Source organism: Marinomonas vaga (assembly GCF_055388305.1).
Genome location: NZ_AP043903.1, coordinates 1,137,949 through 1,153,587, shown reverse-complemented (window position 1 = coordinate 1,153,587; position 15,639 = coordinate 1,137,949). Strand labels below are relative to the sequence as shown.

The 15,639-nt window shown below is 50.9% G+C and carries 15 protein-coding genes; 6 read left to right on the top strand and 9 right to left on the bottom strand.

Annotated elements, in window-relative coordinates:
• The first annotated feature begins 141 nt into the window (after window positions 1-141).
• Window positions 142-1,086 carry a LysR family transcriptional regulator gene (locus ACZ5DR_RS05390; RefSeq protein WP_377366147.1) on the top strand — a complete coding sequence of 315 codons (945 nt, stop codon included), beginning with the start codon at window positions 142-144 and terminating at the stop codon, window positions 1,084-1,086.
• Window positions 1,087-1,122: 36 nt separating this feature from the next.
• Here the strand turns inward: ACZ5DR_RS05390 and ACZ5DR_RS05385 are convergent, their stop codons facing one another.
• From ACZ5DR_RS05385 to ACZ5DR_RS05370, 4 genes are all read right to left on the bottom strand, one after another.
• Window positions 1,123-1,725 carry a putative adenosine monophosphate-protein transferase Fic gene (locus ACZ5DR_RS05385; protein WP_377366148.1) on the bottom strand — a complete coding sequence of 201 codons (603 nt, stop codon included), beginning with the start codon at window positions 1,723-1,725 and terminating at the stop codon, window positions 1,123-1,125.
• Window positions 1,725-1,904 carry a YhfG family protein gene (locus tag ACZ5DR_RS05380; RefSeq protein ID WP_377366149.1) on the bottom strand — a complete coding sequence of 60 codons (180 nt, stop codon included), beginning with the start codon at window positions 1,902-1,904 and terminating at the stop codon, window positions 1,725-1,727. Before ACZ5DR_RS05380 ends, ACZ5DR_RS05385 begins: the two co-directional genes overlap by 1 nt.
• A 188-nt stretch (window positions 1,905-2,092) precedes the next feature.
• Window positions 2,093-3,370 carry a 4-aminobutyrate--2-oxoglutarate transaminase gene (gene gabT / locus ACZ5DR_RS05375; RefSeq protein ID WP_464543908.1) on the bottom strand — a complete coding sequence of 426 codons (1,278 nt, stop codon included), beginning with the start codon at window positions 3,368-3,370 and terminating at the stop codon, window positions 2,093-2,095.
• Window positions 3,371-3,446: 76 nt separating this feature from the next.
• Window positions 3,447-4,913: an NAD-dependent succinate-semialdehyde dehydrogenase gene (locus tag ACZ5DR_RS05370; protein WP_377366151.1), complete on the bottom strand. Its 1,467-nt coding sequence runs from the start codon at window positions 4,911-4,913 to the stop codon at window positions 3,447-3,449.
• A gap of 274 nt (window positions 4,914-5,187) precedes the next feature.
• Between ACZ5DR_RS05370 and ACZ5DR_RS05365 the strand changes: the two genes are divergently transcribed.
• Both ACZ5DR_RS05365 and ACZ5DR_RS05360 read left to right on the top strand, forming a co-directional pair.
• Window positions 5,188-5,862, top strand: a complete 675-nt coding sequence (locus tag ACZ5DR_RS05365) for a GntR family transcriptional regulator (protein ID WP_377366152.1) — start codon at window positions 5,188-5,190, stop codon at window positions 5,860-5,862.
• Window positions 5,863-6,036: 174 nt separating this feature from the next.
• Window positions 6,037-7,560 carry an aldehyde dehydrogenase (NADP(+)) gene (locus ACZ5DR_RS05360; protein ID WP_377366153.1) on the top strand — a complete coding sequence of 508 codons (1,524 nt, stop codon included), beginning with the start codon at window positions 6,037-6,039 and terminating at the stop codon, window positions 7,558-7,560.
• A 130-nt stretch (window positions 7,561-7,690) separates the two neighbouring features.
• Here ACZ5DR_RS05360 and ACZ5DR_RS05355 read toward each other — a convergent pair whose 3' ends face one another.
• The 4 genes from ACZ5DR_RS05355 to ACZ5DR_RS05340 are packed head-to-tail and all read right to left on the bottom strand — an operon-like array spanning window position 7,691 to window position 11,886.
• Entirely contained in the window at window positions 7,691-8,713 is a 1,023-nt protein-coding gene (locus ACZ5DR_RS05355) for an Ldh family oxidoreductase (RefSeq protein WP_377366154.1), read from the bottom strand.
• A gap of 28 nt (window positions 8,714-8,741) precedes the next feature.
• Window positions 8,742-9,986 (bottom strand): NAD(P)/FAD-dependent oxidoreductase, encoded by a 1,245-nt coding sequence (locus ACZ5DR_RS05350; RefSeq protein ID WP_377366155.1) that lies wholly within the window; start codon window positions 9,984-9,986, stop codon window positions 8,742-8,744.
• On the bottom strand, window positions 9,983-10,921 hold the full coding sequence (locus ACZ5DR_RS05345) for a 4-hydroxyproline epimerase (RefSeq protein ID WP_377366156.1): 939 nt from the start codon (window positions 10,919-10,921) through the stop codon (window positions 9,983-9,985). The genes ACZ5DR_RS05350 and ACZ5DR_RS05345 overlap by 4 nt, the downstream gene beginning before the upstream one ends.
• Window positions 10,915-11,886, bottom strand: coding sequence for a dihydrodipicolinate synthase family protein (locus ACZ5DR_RS05340; RefSeq protein ID WP_377366157.1), 972 nt, complete (start codon window positions 11,884-11,886; stop codon window positions 10,915-10,917). The genes ACZ5DR_RS05345 and ACZ5DR_RS05340 overlap by 7 nt, the downstream gene beginning before the upstream one ends.
• 208 nt (window positions 11,887-12,094) lie before the next feature.
• Between ACZ5DR_RS05340 and ACZ5DR_RS05335 the strand changes: the two genes are divergently transcribed.
• Window positions 12,095-12,451, top strand: a complete 357-nt coding sequence (locus tag ACZ5DR_RS05335; RefSeq protein WP_377366158.1) for a hypothetical protein — start codon at window positions 12,095-12,097, stop codon at window positions 12,449-12,451.
• Window positions 12,452-12,472: 21 nt separating this feature from the next.
• Here ACZ5DR_RS05335 and lpdA read toward each other — a convergent pair whose 3' ends face one another.
• Window positions 12,473-13,894: a dihydrolipoyl dehydrogenase gene (lpdA, locus tag ACZ5DR_RS05330; RefSeq protein WP_377366159.1), complete on the bottom strand. Its 1,422-nt coding sequence runs from the start codon at window positions 13,892-13,894 to the stop codon at window positions 12,473-12,475.
• Between the two features lie 139 nt (window positions 13,895-14,033).
• Here lpdA and ACZ5DR_RS05325 point away from each other — a divergent pair, with 139 nt between their 5' ends.
• Together ACZ5DR_RS05325 and hemF are read left to right on the top strand one after the other, a co-directional pair.
• Window positions 14,034-14,636, top strand: coding sequence for a TetR/AcrR family transcriptional regulator (locus ACZ5DR_RS05325; RefSeq protein WP_377366160.1), 603 nt, complete (start codon window positions 14,034-14,036; stop codon window positions 14,634-14,636).
• A 74-nt stretch (window positions 14,637-14,710) separates the two neighbouring features.
• Window positions 14,711-15,634: an oxygen-dependent coproporphyrinogen oxidase gene (gene hemF, locus ACZ5DR_RS05320; RefSeq protein ID WP_377366478.1), complete on the top strand. Its 924-nt coding sequence runs from the start codon at window positions 14,711-14,713 to the stop codon at window positions 15,632-15,634.
• Window positions 15,635-15,639: the final 5 nt, after the last annotated feature.

Genomic DNA, 15,639 nt, shown 5'->3' with positions numbered 1-15,639 from the left:
AGGTGGTCAACAAACAATCGTGGCCAATGGGGTAAAATTGATCAAAATACCCCCAAGGTAGCACTGCGCTCACTTGCTGTGATCGGATATACTGGGCGTACTATTTGAAGCACTAATGAGTATGGCGGCGTAGGAGGCTCGATGAGCTTGAAAAACTACTCACTCGGTCAAGTGGGTGATTATGAGATCAAACAGCTTAAAGTATTTAAAACCGTAGTGGACTGCGGCGGTTTCTCTGCGGCGGAAACGGTGCTGAATATTGGCCGCTCTACCATCAGTCTACACATCTCCAACCTTGAAGCGCGATTGAACCTCACCTTGTGTAAACGTGGACGGGGTGGGTTTTCTCTGACCCAAGAAGGGGAAATCATCTATAAGATGACGGAATCCTTGTTGGAGTCCCTAGACGCCTTTCGTACCACGGTGAATAACTTAAATGCCAGTTTGACCGGACGCTTGCGGATTACCCTTTCAGATAAAGTGAGCCTTGACCCCCGTTGTCGTTTGCCAGACTTGATTCGTGACTTTTATGACGCAGCGCCAGAAGTCTCCATCACCACCAATGTGTCGTCCATGGCCAAGATTGAACGGACCATTTTGAATGATGAGGCGGACATTGGCTTTATCCCCTATCACCGAAAGTTAGATGGCCTTGAGTACATTCATTTATACAGTGACCGCTGTTATGTGTATGTATCGAAAGATCATCCACTGGCGACCATGACGGCGGAGCAGCAAGCGGAGCAAGTAGACGTCTTCCCTGCTTCCCACGCAGGTTTGAAGCCCCATGAAGGGGTCAGTGAGCAGATTTCGAATATGAATCTGTCTGCGATCTCCTACTTTTATGACTCCCGTTTGTCGTTGATTTTATCTGGCCGCTTTATCGGCTTTCTACCAGAGGAATACGCCGCACCCTATGTGGCGAATGGACAGATTGTTTCAGTGGCAACCGAGCAACGTTCCTATTCTTTAGGGATGGCCGTGATTTATAAGAAGACAGCTCAGCCTAATAAGCCCCGTGAACTGTTTTTAAAAGTGATTCGCGAACATTTCAGCGGCACCAAATCCGACGCAGCGCCCTATTAGAAGAGTGTAAGTGTAAGAGTAGAAGAGTGTTAGCGCTTAGAGTAGATCTTTAATCGCTGTCAGGCTTTTAGCCATAATGTCTTTCATTTCAGAATAGTCACATTTTAAGCACCCAAGGATATTGGCTTGTACCCATTGTTCCTTGGTGATGTTCTTGAAGCTTAAATTGTAGCCACAGAAAATGGCCAAATGTTCGAACAACAAACGCTGCCCCCTGCCATTTCCTTCTCTAAAAGGATGAATCATATTCAGTTCGATGTAGAACTCGGCCATTTTTAAGCAAAACGCATCAAAACTTAACTCAATCAGATAGTTCTCTTGTTCCAATTGAGCGAAGAGTTTGTTCGCTTCTCTTACAATAAATTCAGGCTGACAAAAGCGAGTGTCTTGTTTCGAGATTGCAATGGTTCTAGGTTGGCCTGCCCAGTCATACACATCCCCAAATAATTGAAAATGAAGCGTGCAAAGGTAAGAAAAGTTGTAAGGAGGTGGCTGAAAGTCGATATCTTGGAGCGCTAATGTGACGAGTTGGCTTTCAGCAAAGTTGAGCTCATTCTCGTTAGAGATATTGAGTTTATTTCTTAAGATGGAGGAATCTGGGTAAGTATAAGGGTCTTGCCCTGTGCCATATTTGTCCATTATTTGGTGAATTGTTTTATCAACTCAGCCTTTTTCTGTTTGCGTTCATTGGGCGTTAAAGCCAGAAGTGAGGCGTCAACAGAGTAACCTTCTAAGCGCATACTCTCGACAAAGTTCTCCGCTTTTCTTTGAGTATACACACTGCATTTTTGCTCATGACTCAGTCTTGTTGGCTTCATGCTGCTTCCTAGGTCAAATACGACTTCACATTAACATTCAGTATATCTGAGTCTCATTAGAAGCTCTACAGTGTCTAAAAAACACTCAGCATAAAAAAGCCCCGCTAGGGAGCGGGGCTCAAAAAGCAAGATGTCAATCACTCTTGCAAACGGAAGCCTGGGATTGCTTGACCGTCAAAACTGGACTCTTAAACAAGCTCTTTAAACAGACGCTTGAAGATCTCCATGCCTTCATCGATGATGTCCATCTCGATGGTCAAGGCTGGTAGGAAGCGGATAACGTTGCCGCGAATACCACAAGAAAGCAGTACTAGACCGTTTTCTGCCGCTTTCGCAGACAGGTTTTTCGCCAATTCTGGGTAAGGTTTGTTCACGTCACCGTCTTTAACGAATTCCACTGCAATCATGGCACCAGCATTACGTACATCACCGATGATCTGTGGGTAGTCAGCTTGCAGACCTTTTAGGTGTTCAACAAAACGTGCACCCACTTGGTTAGCGCGTTCGCATAGACCTTCTTCTTCGATCACGTCAAATACCGCAAGACCGGCTGCACAGCCCACTGGGGAGCCACCGTAAGTACCGCCTAGACCACCAGGGATTGGTGCATCCATGATGTCAGCTTTACCGACCACCGCTGCGATTGGGAAACCGCCCGCGATGCCTTTTGCAGCCGTCATTAGGTCTGCTTCAATACCTGCTTGCTCGTGGCAGAACATAGTCCCTGTACGGGCAAAACCTGCTTGGATTTCGTCCAAAATCAATAGAATGCCGTGCTCGTCACACAACGCACGTAGCTTCTGTAGGAAGCTGGCAGACGCCATGTAGAAACCGCCCTCACCTTGAACTGGCTCAATGATGATCGCAGCAACGCGAGAAGGCTCGATGTCACATGTAAAGCGCATTTGAAGGTCAGCAAGTGCTTGCTCTTCAGTGATGCCAAGGTACTCATTCGGGTACGGTACATGGAAGATATCGCTTGGGAATGGACCAAAGCCAATCTTGTAAGGGTTCACTTTACCCGTTAGCCCCATGGTCATGTTGGTACGGCCATGGAAACCACCGTTGAACGCGATAATACCTGGACGGCCAGTGTGGGCACGGGCGATTTTCACACAGTTCTCTACCGCTTCCGCACCTGTGGTAACGAAGATGGATTTCTTCGGAGTGTTACCTGGGGCTGCTGCGTTAAGTTTCTCAGCCAGAGCGACCGCTGATTCGTATGGGCTTACCATCACACAAGTGTGAGTGAAACGCTCAAGCTGGGCTTGTACCGCAGCTTTTACTTTCGGGTGGTTGTGACCTGTGTTCACTACCGCAATACCCGCACCGAAGTCGATGTGACGTTTGCCTTCAACGTCCCAGATTTCAGCGTTTTGAGCACGGTCCACATACACTGGAGCCATGTTACCTTGACCGCGAGCGATCGCGGCTACTTTGCGTTCTTGTAAGCTTGCATTGTTCATCATTGTATCGTTCTCACTGAATTAGACAGCAGGCACGGGAGCAGATCCGGCGTGCCTGTACTCACTCGGAGCTGGCTTATTTAAGGCCGCCCATACATAGGTATTTGATTTCCACGTACTCATCGATGCCGTACTGGGAACCTTCGCGGCCACTGCCAGACTCTTTCACACCGCCAAAAGGTGCCACTTCGCTGGAGATGATGCCTTCATTGATACCGACCATGCCGTATTCCAAAGCTTCAGAAACACGCCAAATGCGGCCCAAATTCTGGGAATAGAAGTAAGACGCCAAGCCAAATGGGGTATTGTTTGCCATGGCAACGGCTTCTTCTTCGGTAGAGAATCGGAACAGCGGAGCAACAGGGCCAAAGATCTCGTTAGAGAAGATGTCCATGTCGTCTGTTACACCGGTCAAAATCGTTGGTTCAAAGAACTGTGCGCCAGCAGAGGTTAGCTTAGCGCCGCCCGTGATGGCTTTTGCACCCTTGCTCACTGCGTCAGACACCAATGTCTCGACCTTATCTACGGCCGCTTGGTTGATCAGTGGGCCAATAGTAACGCCTTCGCTAAAGCCGTCGCCGGTTTTGAATTCTGCAACGCGTTTCGCAAGTTTTTCAGCAAACGCATCGTACACACCGTCTTGAACCAAGATGCGGTTGGCGCAAACACAGGTTTGACCCGCGTTACGGTATTTAGAAGCAATAGCGCCTTCTACCGCTGCGTCTAGGTCGGCGTCGTCAAACACGATAAACGGCGCGTTGCCACCTAGTTCCATAGAGGTACGTTTTACCGTTTGCGCACACTGGGAAAGCAATAGCTTGCCTACTGGCGTAGAGCCAGTGAAGCTCAATTTACGTACGATTGGGTTGCCCGTCAGAACACCGCCAATGGCTTTTGCATCTTTACCCACAACAACGTTTAAAACACCTGCTGGGATACCAGCTTGTCCTGCAAGCTCCGCCAATGCCAATGCACACAAAGGGGTTTCGTCAGAAGGCTTGATGACAATAGTACAGCCTGCTGCTAACGCTGGGCCCGCTTTACGGGTGATCATGGCGATTGGGAAGTTCCAAGGGGTGATCGCTGCCACCACACCAATGCCCTGCTTGATGGTCAGAACGCGTTTGTCTGGTGCAAAAGAAGGAATCACATCACCGTTTAGGCGACGGGCTTCGTCCGCAAACCAATCAATGAAAGACGCGCCGTACAGCACTTCGCCTTTCGCTTCAGCAAAAGGTTTACCTTGCTCTAGGGTCATCAGCTTGGCGAGGTCTTCTTGGTTATCAAGAATGAGCTGGTTCCACTTGCGTAGAAGCGTGGCACGCTCTTTCGCTGTTTTGGCTTGCCATGCTTTTTGTGCTGCATTGGCCGCTTCCACAGCACGTGTGGTTTCGTCAGCCGCTAGATCCGCTACGTCGACGATGTGCTCACCGTTGGCAGGGTTAGTAACGGCAAAGGTTTTACCTGAATCGGCTGCGACCCATTCGCCATTGATGTAAGACTGGCTTTTTAACAGGCTTGGTTGCGCTAACGTGACTTGCATACAAACTCCAAACTCAAACTTGAGAAATATTGGTACGAGGTTCTATTAACCATAGAAGCAACGTGATGAATGGATAGTAGGAGATCCACCATGGTTGGAAAATGTGAAGCTATCAATGCTTTGTTTGGTGTTGTTCAAACTTTTCCATGGATTTTGCATGGTTGGATTTATCTTTTCCGGAATGGGGTATAATGTCGCCCTATGAGCGACCACGGTCTGTTGCGGGAGAAACCCCCATATACCGTCAATGATTCCATAAATGAGGTGAGTAAAGTTGGCCGCAAAGAGAGCAGTAGTACGTCAAAGTTTGCCCGATGTGATTGTCGAGGATCTACGCAAACGCATCTTGTCTGGAGACTTGGCTGAAGGGGCCTTAATCCGTCAGGAGTTACTTGCTGAAGAATATGATGTGTCTCGTATGCCCGTACGTGAAGCCCTCAAACGCCTAGACGCCGAAGGCTTACTGGTGTTTCAGAATAACCGTGGCGCCACCGTTACCAAGCACTCATTGGAAGAAATCGCTGAGATTTTTGATGTGCGTACCTTATTAGAAGTGGATCTCTTTGCTCGAGCGATTCCCAAAATGACGGACGCTTTGTTCGCCGAGTGCGATGACATCCTTGCGGAAATGAAAGCTTCCTATGAGGCTGGCAATATCGCTGAATGGGGGCCACTAAACGCAAAATACCACGGTTTACTGTACTGCGCAGCAGGCCGACATATGACGGAAAACCTACTCGATCGCGTCACCTTACAAGCCAATCGCTACGTAAGTATGCACATAGATAAGCTGGACAACCGTGACCGTGCCAGTTATGACCACCAAATGCTGCTGGATTTTGCCAAAGCGAGGGACATTGAAGGGGCGACCAAATGTCTGCGCGACCACCTAGTGAGCACTAAAGAGCAAGTGATCGCCTTGGTCGAAGCCACCCGGGCAGCCCAGTAGCCCACTTTCCTGCCATTTTGATTTGAGATAAGCCCGCCAGCGGCTTATCTCCCTGCTATTTGAACCTTTATTTCACCATCTCAGATGACATGTGTCCTAGCCTTGTCTGACATCATGAAATAGTGTTCAATTAAATTGGATACAAAATACATTTATCGTTGGAGTGACCAACCTATGTCTTTCAAACCCCATGGTAAACATTTGATTGCAGGCCAGTGGATCGAATCGGAGCACACTTTTACCTCCTCTCCAGCTCATGGAGAGGCGCATACGTTTTCGAGTGGCTCGGCAGCCTTAGTGGATCAAGCGGTACAAGCGGCCGAAGACGCCTTTTATGAGTTCAGCGGTAAGTCGCGCCAAGCGCGTGCTGAGTTTCTAAACGTCATTGCGGATGAAATCGATGCCCGTGCTGACGCGATCACCGCCATTGGTTCTTCCGAGACAGGTCTGCCAGAAGCCCGCCTACAAGGGGAGCGTGGCCGTACCTGCGGTCAACTGCGAATGTTTGCTCAGCATATTCTAGAGGGTGACTATCTTGATCGTCGTCACGACAGTGCTTTGCCTGACCGTCAGCCGTTACCTCGCGCGGAACTGCGTCTGATGCAACGTCCTATTGGCCCTATTGCGGTATTCGGGGCATCCAACTTCCCTCTGGCCTTCTCAACCGCTGGTGGTGATACCGCCTCAGCATTGGCGGCAGGCTGTCCTGTCGTGGTGAAAGGCCATCCTGCCCATCCAGGTACGGCAGAAATCGTCGCCGAAGCCTTGAAAGCAGCAGTGGAGCGTTGCGGTATGCCAGCCGGTGTGATCAGCGTGATTCAAGACAGCGGCGCTAGCTTTGAAGTGGGTCAAACCCTAGTGGAGCACCCTCTGATCAAAGCCGTAGGCTTCACCGGCTCCCTACGGGGTGGTCGTGCCCTGTATGACTTGTGTGCTGCCCGTCCTGAGCCGATCCCATTCTTTGGTGAGTTAGGTTCTGTGAACCCTATGTTCCTATTCCCTAATGCGGTTGACAGCCGTGGAGAGGCCCTTGCGACAGGCTGGGCGGCTTCTTTAACCATGGGCGCAGGGCAGTTTTGTACTAACCCTGGTGTCGCCGTGCTATTAGCGGGGCCACAGGCGGATACATTTGTTGCCAAAGCGGCTGAGTCGCTTGCATCTGTACCCCCTCAAACCATGCTCACGGATGGTATTGCTAAAGCTTACCGCCAAGGCCAAGCCCAGATAGCAGGCTTATCAGAAGTGCGTGAAGTCGTGGCCACAGAAAGCAGTGATCGTAATGCGACACCCTACTTGTACTCGACCACTGCAGGTGAATGGCTAGCAAACCCTGATCTGGCCCACGAGGTGTTTGGCCCATTAGGCATTGTGGTCTTGGCCTCCAGTGTGGGGGAAATGCTGCAAGTAGCGAAAAACCTAGAAGGCCAGCTGACCTGCACCTTGCATCTTGACGATGCAGACGTAATTGAAGCTCAGCAGTTCATGCCGGTATTGGAGCGTAAAGCTGGGCGTATCCTAGCGAATGCCTTCCCTACAGGTGTGGAAGTCTGTGACAGCATGGTTCACGGTGGACCTTACCCAGCGTCGACGAACTTTGGCGCTACTTCAGTGGGCACCATGGCGATTCGTCGCTTCCTGCGTCCGGTGTGTTACCAAGACATCCCTGACATGCTGTTGCCAAAAGACCTTGCTCAATAACCGAGTCCCCTGCCGTTAGGCAAATATACGTTATTAGGCAAAATAAAAGCGGTGTTGGTTGTCCAACACCGCTTTTTTGTTGCCCCTTCCATTCCTACCTTTCCAGAGCAACGAACCTTGTAAGCACTCTTTAACTAGGCTTTTTCAGCTTGAGTAAGTCTTCGTAGAGGGCTTTAGGGATGTCAACGGAGCCTTTGGCTTGGTTGGCTGCCTGGGCTGCTTGACGGCGTTGAGATGGCAGGCGAGCTCCTTGATCGATAACGTCTGCGAACAGGCGCTCAGCCCGTTCGCTGTTTTCAGCGGTTCGGCCTCCACTGAGTAAATTTGGATCGAAGGCTAGGATGATCTCCCCATGGTATGGGGCTTCTGGCTTGCCTTCGGCAAAGTCCATGCTCTCTTTACTGGTCAAATCATCGATCAGTGGTCCTGCCATTAATTCAATCATCAAGGATAACGCTGAGCCCTTGTGACCGCCGAAGGTCAGCATGGCTCCGTCCATGGCGGCAGCCGCGTCCGTAGTAGGTTGTCCTGCTTTATCGATGGCCACCCCTTCTGGAAGAGGCTTACCAGCACGGCGGTACAGCTCGATTTCACCTCGAGCAAACTGGCTGGTAGCGAAATCAAAGGTGAATGGCGCCTGGTTAGGTCGTGGCCAGCTGAAGGCAAAGGGGTTGGTCCCCAATAGACCGCGACTGCCACCTGCGGGGGCGACCCAGGCGTGACTTGGCAACATGGCCATGCCCGCAAGACCTGCGGCTGACAGCATTTCAACTTCTGGCCACAGGGCAGAAAAGTGGAAACAACGATTAATCGCTAAGGCGGCTACGCCGTTCTTTTTTGCTTTCTCGATCAATAGCGGCATGGCGGCACGCAATGCCAGTAACGAGATGCCATCGTTCGCATCGGCACGTACCACAGACGGCGCGGCATCAATGATGGTGGGTTCGGATGTGCCGTTCACACGACCAGAGCGAATGCTTTCTACACACATGAACAGGCGATACAAGCCATGGGAGTGGCAATCTCCAATCTGGTTGGTATAGATGATATCGGTAATGGCTTGGGCGTGTTGTTCGTTGAAGCCATTGCTGATCAAGGTTGATTCACTCAGCTCGCGAACTTGGTTAAGGCTAAGGGTAATCGTATCGCTCATGATGGTCTCCATAGTGGTGGTCACAGCATTAAAAGCGCTGTGCTCGGTAAGGTTGGGTCGAAATGCTCGGGTCTCGGCCTTGGATCAGGTCGGCAATGAGCTCTGCTGTGCCAGCAGATTGTGTTAAGCCAAGGTGGCCGTGGCCAAAGGCATAGAGTACTTGCTGGCTATTTTTAGCGAAGCCGATTACCGGCAAGCTGTCGGGCATAGATGGACGAAACCCCATCCATTGTTGGCCGTGTTCGACGTTTAACTCAGGCAGGAAGTCCTTAGCCTTTTTCAGCAGTACGTCGGCACGTTTGTAATTGGGGGCAAGGTGTAATCCGCCCAGTTCTACGGCTCCCCCTACGCGCACTCCGTCCCCTGCTTTGGTGACGACAAATCCATGATTACTAAAGGTAATGTGGGTTTTCAGCTCAAACGCACCCTTTGGTAAGGTGGTGTTGTACCCACGTTCGGTATCCAATGGCACACTGTCCCCTAATTGCGCGGCGAGCGCCTTAGACCAAGCTCCTGTGGCGATGACCACATGTTTGCCTTGCAAGGTCGAGGTATCAGTGACGATCTGCACATGATCCGATTGGGGGGTGATAGCCGTGACTTTCTGTGTAGTGATCTCTCCACCAAGATCCGTGAACCCATTGGCGAGATGTTCTGTCCAGGTTTTCGGGTGTACCACGTTTTTCCATTCAGGCGTGTAACCTGCGTGGGTAAAACGGGGGGCGATTCCCGGTTGGATCTTGGCAATGGCCTCTGGGCTTTCTAGTAGTTCAAACTTTACCCCATGGGCTTTGCGCACTTCCCAGCTGGCCATGGCGGCTTGAAATTCCTCCGCACCTTCATAGAGTTGCAACTGACCTTCACGTCGGATGAGGTGCTCACCATTTACCTGTTGTATTTGGCGCTCAAGGGCCTCTTTAGAAAGTGCCATCAGGTCTGCTTGGGCTTTGAGGGCAGCAGCGTAGCGATCTTTCCAGCTTGCGCGCCAAAAATGCAGCATCCAAGGCAGGATCTTTAACCCATAGGCAGGACGAATGGAAAGCGGCCCTAATGGATCCAGTAACCATTTTGGGGCTTTGCGCATAATCCCAGGGGTCGCCAAGGGGATCACATCAGCAAAGGCAAAAGCCCCTGCATTACCCGCAGAGGTTTCCGCTGCCACGCCCTTGCTGTCCACGATGAGTACTCGCTTGCCTTCTTGTTGCAACTTCAGTCCCGTGCTCACACCTATGATGCCAGCTCCGATGACGATGACATCGTATGTCTGACTCATAGCTGCACACCGTGGCGCAGAGGGTCCGTTGGGTTGACGACTATGTTGGCTTCCCGGGTGATAAAGGCTTGGCCTGTAATCGATGGGATAATGCCACCTGGTTTGCTGCCCAGTTGGTAGCTTAAGGTGTAGCCACTGCCAATGGTGCTTTCTTGGTAAATGGCTTCTCCAGGGGCAAGACGCTGGTCTGCCGCTAGGCATGATAGACGTGCGGAGCTACCGGTGCCGCAAGGTGAGCGGTCATAGGCATCGTCTGGACACAGGACGAAATTGCGAGTGTGGCCTTTGTCCGTTAGGGCTGGACCATAGAAGACGATATGATCGATGATGCCACCGTTTTCCCCTTCAATGCCATGGGCATAGATGGTCTCTCGAACCTTGATGCCAATTTCCGTAAGGGTGCGGATATTGCTCGGCAGCACAGGGGTTGGGCTGTCATCTACAATGAAAAACCAGTTGCCCCCATAGGCGATGTCTCCAACCACTTTACCTACGCCTTCGACGTCCAGCTCGACGCCTTTCTTAAAGCGGTAACTCTCGATGTTTTGCACCGTAACGGTATTTTTATCCGTCAGAGTGACTTCTACGATACCTACTGGGGTTTCGATCTTGTGGGTGCCCACATCGATCTTACCAATATGGGCCAAGGTGGCGGCTAGGCCAATGGTGCCGTGGCCACACATGCCGATGACAGCGGCAGCATCAAAGTAAATAACGCCGGTGACACAGCTCGGGTCTGTGGGCTCTACTAAGAGCGCCCCGACCATGGCTTCCTGACCGTAGGGTTCTACCACTAGAGAGCGGTAAAAGTCTTTGTGTTCCGTTGCAAGACGTTTGGCCCGTTCAGACAAAGGCCCTGATCCAAGATCAGGGCCTCCTTCTAACACAACTCGGGTCGGCTCGCCTTCGGTATGGCTATCGACAACTTTTAGCATTCCGTTACCTGCATAGTAGTAAGTACTCCGCCTTGTTTTGACCAATCAGCGAACCACGCTTTAAACAATGAGTATTGTTGTTCACAGTAATGGCGCTGGGCATCGTTTAATTCATCTGTTTCATTGAAATGTAAGCGATACTCTTCTTCACCGTTTAGTACAAGTAGATATTTGAAGAACAGCACCAATTCTGGGCCTTCGTCAAAGCTGGCCAAAACGCTGAAGGCTTCTTCCAGCTCTTTTGCGCGAACGCGTGCTTCCGCGTTGCCGTTTGCCGCCATGCGAGAAAGGTTCGCCAGTAACAAGACTTCTTTTGGCAATGCCGTACCGATACCCGTGATGGCACCGACGGCACCACAGTTAACGAAACCGTGGAACACAGCCGTATCAACGCCCACCATCAGTAAGACATCGTCGTCTTTAGAAGTGATGTTTTCCGCAGCGTAACGAAGATCCGCATCACCGCCGAATTCTTTAAAGCCGATCAGGTTCGGGTGTTCGGAACGCAGGCTAAAGAACAAATCAGCACGGGTTGCGAAGCCGTAGACAGGGCTGTTGTAAATGATCGCTGGCACATCTGGCGCGGCTTCCAAGATGGCTTTGAAGTGATTACGCTGAGCTGCAATCACAGAGCCGCGAGACAAGACACGTGGGATCACCATCAGACCCGCTGCACCGACTTTTTGAGCGTGTGCTGCGTGGGCCACAGCGGATTTAGTGTTGATAGCACCGGTACCGACCACCACTGGGATACCTGCTTTGACAAGGCGCTCTACCCCTTCCATACGCTCTTCATCGGTCAGCAGTGGCCAGTCACCCATGGAGCCACAGTACACAACAGCGGACATACCGGCGGCGATCATTTCATGGCCTTTCTTTACCAGTGCGTCGTAATCAGGCGTGCGATCTGCTTTGCACGGAGTCATTAGAGCTGGCATTACGCCGTTGAATACTTGTGTGTTCATAGGGATAGATCCTCAATGACGTTAATATGTAGTTTGGATACAAAATACAATCTGATTTTTAAAGAGTCAATCACCTTTCAATAAGTGGGTAAATTAATCCCGAAAATAATGATGAACGGGGGGCCACTAAGCAAAATAAACTCATGTCCTAGGCAGTGCTGGTAGGAGATACTATAGGCCAACGACAAGAATTCGCTGGGAGCGTGTGGTGAGCTATTTCAACCAATTTCTAAGCCAGTGGCAGGCCCATCTCAAACAAGAAATGCGTGCCAATGGGCTGGAATATCAAGAGTCAGCGGAACCTGAGTACGACGAGGTGCGCACGAATACCTTGGTGTATTTGCAGTCTCTAAGGCGTTTGTCCCCGGACTTGGCCGGGGTAAATGGAGAGCAGCGGGACAGTGTGGCTTGGCGGATGCTGGAACAGCAATTAAAGGGCTTTGCCCGTAAGGCAGATCGAGGCGTATTGACACTCGCCTCGAAACTGCACATGAATGAAGAGCAAATCGTCATTCGTCTTAACTTTCGTTATGACCCTGAGCAGCACATTATTTATGTGAGCTGAGCAGGTCACTGCCGAATGTCCTTAAGCCCTGCCGGATGGTTGGCGTTTCACCGCCTGTTTATTAGGTAAATCCGTAATAGTGCCTGCCCCCACTTCTGCCGCAAGTCCCACGGTCTCGTGCAGGCTCGGGTGGGCATGAATGGTTAAAGCGATGTCTTCTAAGGTGGCGCCAAATTCTATGGCGAGAGTTAATTCCCCGAGCAATTCCCCCGCGTGGGCCCCAACAATGCCTGCGCCTAATACGCGCTCTGTTTCTGGGTCATAAATCAGCTTCGTTTTACCTTGGGTGACGCCAGACGCTATGGCGCGACCGCTGGCACTCCATGGAAAGGCTGCGGTTTTCACCGCAATACCTTGTTGTTTGGCAGAGGTTTCGGTTAATCCCACCCAAGCGACTTCCGGATAGGTGTAGGCAATGGAGGGTATGGCCAAAGGTTGGAAGTCGACAGCTTTGCCGGCAATCACTTCTGCGGCCGTGTGCCCCTGATGGGATGCCTTGTGAGCCAGCATAGGTCCGTGGGTCACATCGCCAATGGCGTAGATGTTTGGAATTGAGGTTTGGCATTGGTCATTGGTTAAGATAAACCCACGTTCATCCAGTTTTACGCCAATCTCTGGGATGCCTGCATTTCGGCCATTAGGCGTACGCCCGACTGCTACCAAGACAGCATCCACATTGAGAGTTTGCTCTCCATGGGCGTCTTTTAAACGGACTTTGAGCGTGTCAGGAGTGGGCTCTACGGCGGTCACTTGGGTCTGAGTTAAAAAGTCCATGCGTGACTTATTGGCTTTTTCGAATACGCGCACTAAGTCTTTATCGGCTCCGGTCATGATCTGGTCGCCCAGTTCCGCGATGGTGATTTGTGCTCCAAGCGACTGGTAAACAGTGGCCATTTCTAAGCCAATAATGCCGCCGCCAATGACCAGCATGTGTTTTGGGATGCGCTCTAATTGTAGCGCGCTGGTGGCATCTAAAATGCGCGGATCCTGATAGGGAATAAAAGGCAAACGAATCGCCCGAGAGCCGACCGCGATGATGGCATGCTTAAACTCAAGTCGCTGTTCTGTATCGCCTTTTACGACAATGGAGTGACTCGAATCAAACTGACCTTCTCCATGGAACACTGCCACATGACGCCCTTCAGCCATGAGCTTTAAATTCCCCGTTAGAGTATCCACGGTGCTTTGACGGTGATGACGAATCGCCTCTAGATCAATCATTGGCTTGGCAAATTGAACCCCATGGGAAGGCGCTTCCGCTTCTAGAATTTTCCCTGCCACGTGCAATAGGGCTTTTGAGGGGATGCAGCCAACGTTTAAACAAACGCCGCCTAAGTTGTTGTGGCGCTCAATCAAAGCCACGGACAGTCCCAAGTCTGCTGCACGAAAGGCCGCCGCGTACCCCCCTGGACCACTGCCTAAAACCACTAGATCGTAAGTCATTTTCTGATCCCCTCTGTTAAAAAATAGCTGGTCGTGAGTTATTTATCTATCACTAGGTAGGTGGAATATAGCTTGTGTATTTCAAACTGGTCAATAAAATATCTATCAGTTGATAGGTAAGAAAAAAGGAAATCACCCCATGGAAATGAATTCTGTCGTGGAGCCCGTTGCTAAGAAGCAGAACCCAACCAAGCTGGCCTTGGTGGACGCTGCGGAGCGCTCCATTTTAAAAAATGGTTATAAAGCCATGAGTTTCAGGGACTTAGCGGAAGAAGTTGGCATCAAGAGTGCCAGCGTTCATTACCACTTCCCCACTAAAGGGGATCTGGTAGCACAGGTGATGCGTCGCTACCGTGAGGACTTTGCCGAACGTTTAACCCTTCCGAAAAAGAAACGTAGCGCGGCGCAAAAGGCGCTGAATAAGTTCATCGATGGGTTTAAGGCCCAAGTGGTGGATCAAGACAATATGAGCATCTGTACCATCTTGATGGCGGAAAAATCCTTATTAGAAGAAGAAGCGAAAGCCGAAGTGGCGGCGTTTTATGACCTGAAATTGGAATGGCTCAGCACGGTTGTATCCTACATGAGCCAAGAGTGGATCACGTCGGAAGACGCCCACAGCTACGCCAGCCAGATCCTGGCGAGTCTCCACGGAGCTTCGGTTTTGGTGAAAGCCACTGGCAATCCGGAGCTGTTTGAGCATGCCGTTGCCCCTTGGCGCGATTTGAGTAACCGCTTTTAGTTCAGGGTTGCGTGCTTCGATGTTAGACTCTTGAGCCTTGCATATCAGATTGGATCAGGAGTCTTGTTTTGTCCATGCTCACCGAGGAAAAGATCGCGTCCGTTAAACACTTTTTGATGGATCTCCAAGACCGTATTTGCCAACGTTTGGAAGCCTTTGAGCCTGAGGCGCGCTTTCACGAAGATGCTTGGCAGCGAGAGAACGGCGGTATGGGCCGGACCCGCGTGATCACAGGTTCCGTGATCGAAAAAGGCGGTGTGAATTTCTCCCATGTATACGGTGACAAACTCCCTCCTTCCGCGACCGCTGACCGTCCAGAACTGGCCGGTGGTAGCTTTGAAGCCATGGGCGTGTCCCTTGTGATTCACCCCTCAAACCCTTATGCCCCAACGTCCCACGCCAATGTGCGCTTGTTTGTCGTACACAAAGAAGGCATGGAACCCGTATGGTGGTTTGGTGGAGGTTTTGATCTGACCCCTTATTATGGCTTTGAAGAAGACTGTATCCAATGGCACCAAGCCGCGGCCGATGGGCTTGCCCCTTTTGGTAAGGACTATTATGACCGCTTTAAACGCTGGTGTGACGAGTACTTCTTTTTGAAGCATCGCCAAGAGCATCGCGGTATTGGCGGCGTGTTTTTTGATGATTTCAACGAATTATCCTTCGATGACAGCTTTGCGTTGATGCAAGCGGTTGGCAATGGCTATATTGACGCCTATGAGCCGATTCTCGCGAAGCGCAAAGACCACCCATTTGGTGAGTCTGAGCGAGATTTCCAGTTGCATCGTCGTGGTCGCTATGTGGAATTTAACCTAGTGTTCGACCGAGGAACCCACTTTGGTTTGCAAAGTGGTGCTGGGCGCACAGAATCTATCCTGATGTCGTTGCCGCCAGAGGTGAAGTGGAGCTATGGTTATGAGCCTGAGGCAGGCACGCCAGAGGCATTACTAACGGATTATTATTTAACGGGACGTGACTGGCTAAACCGCCAAGGCTAATTCCC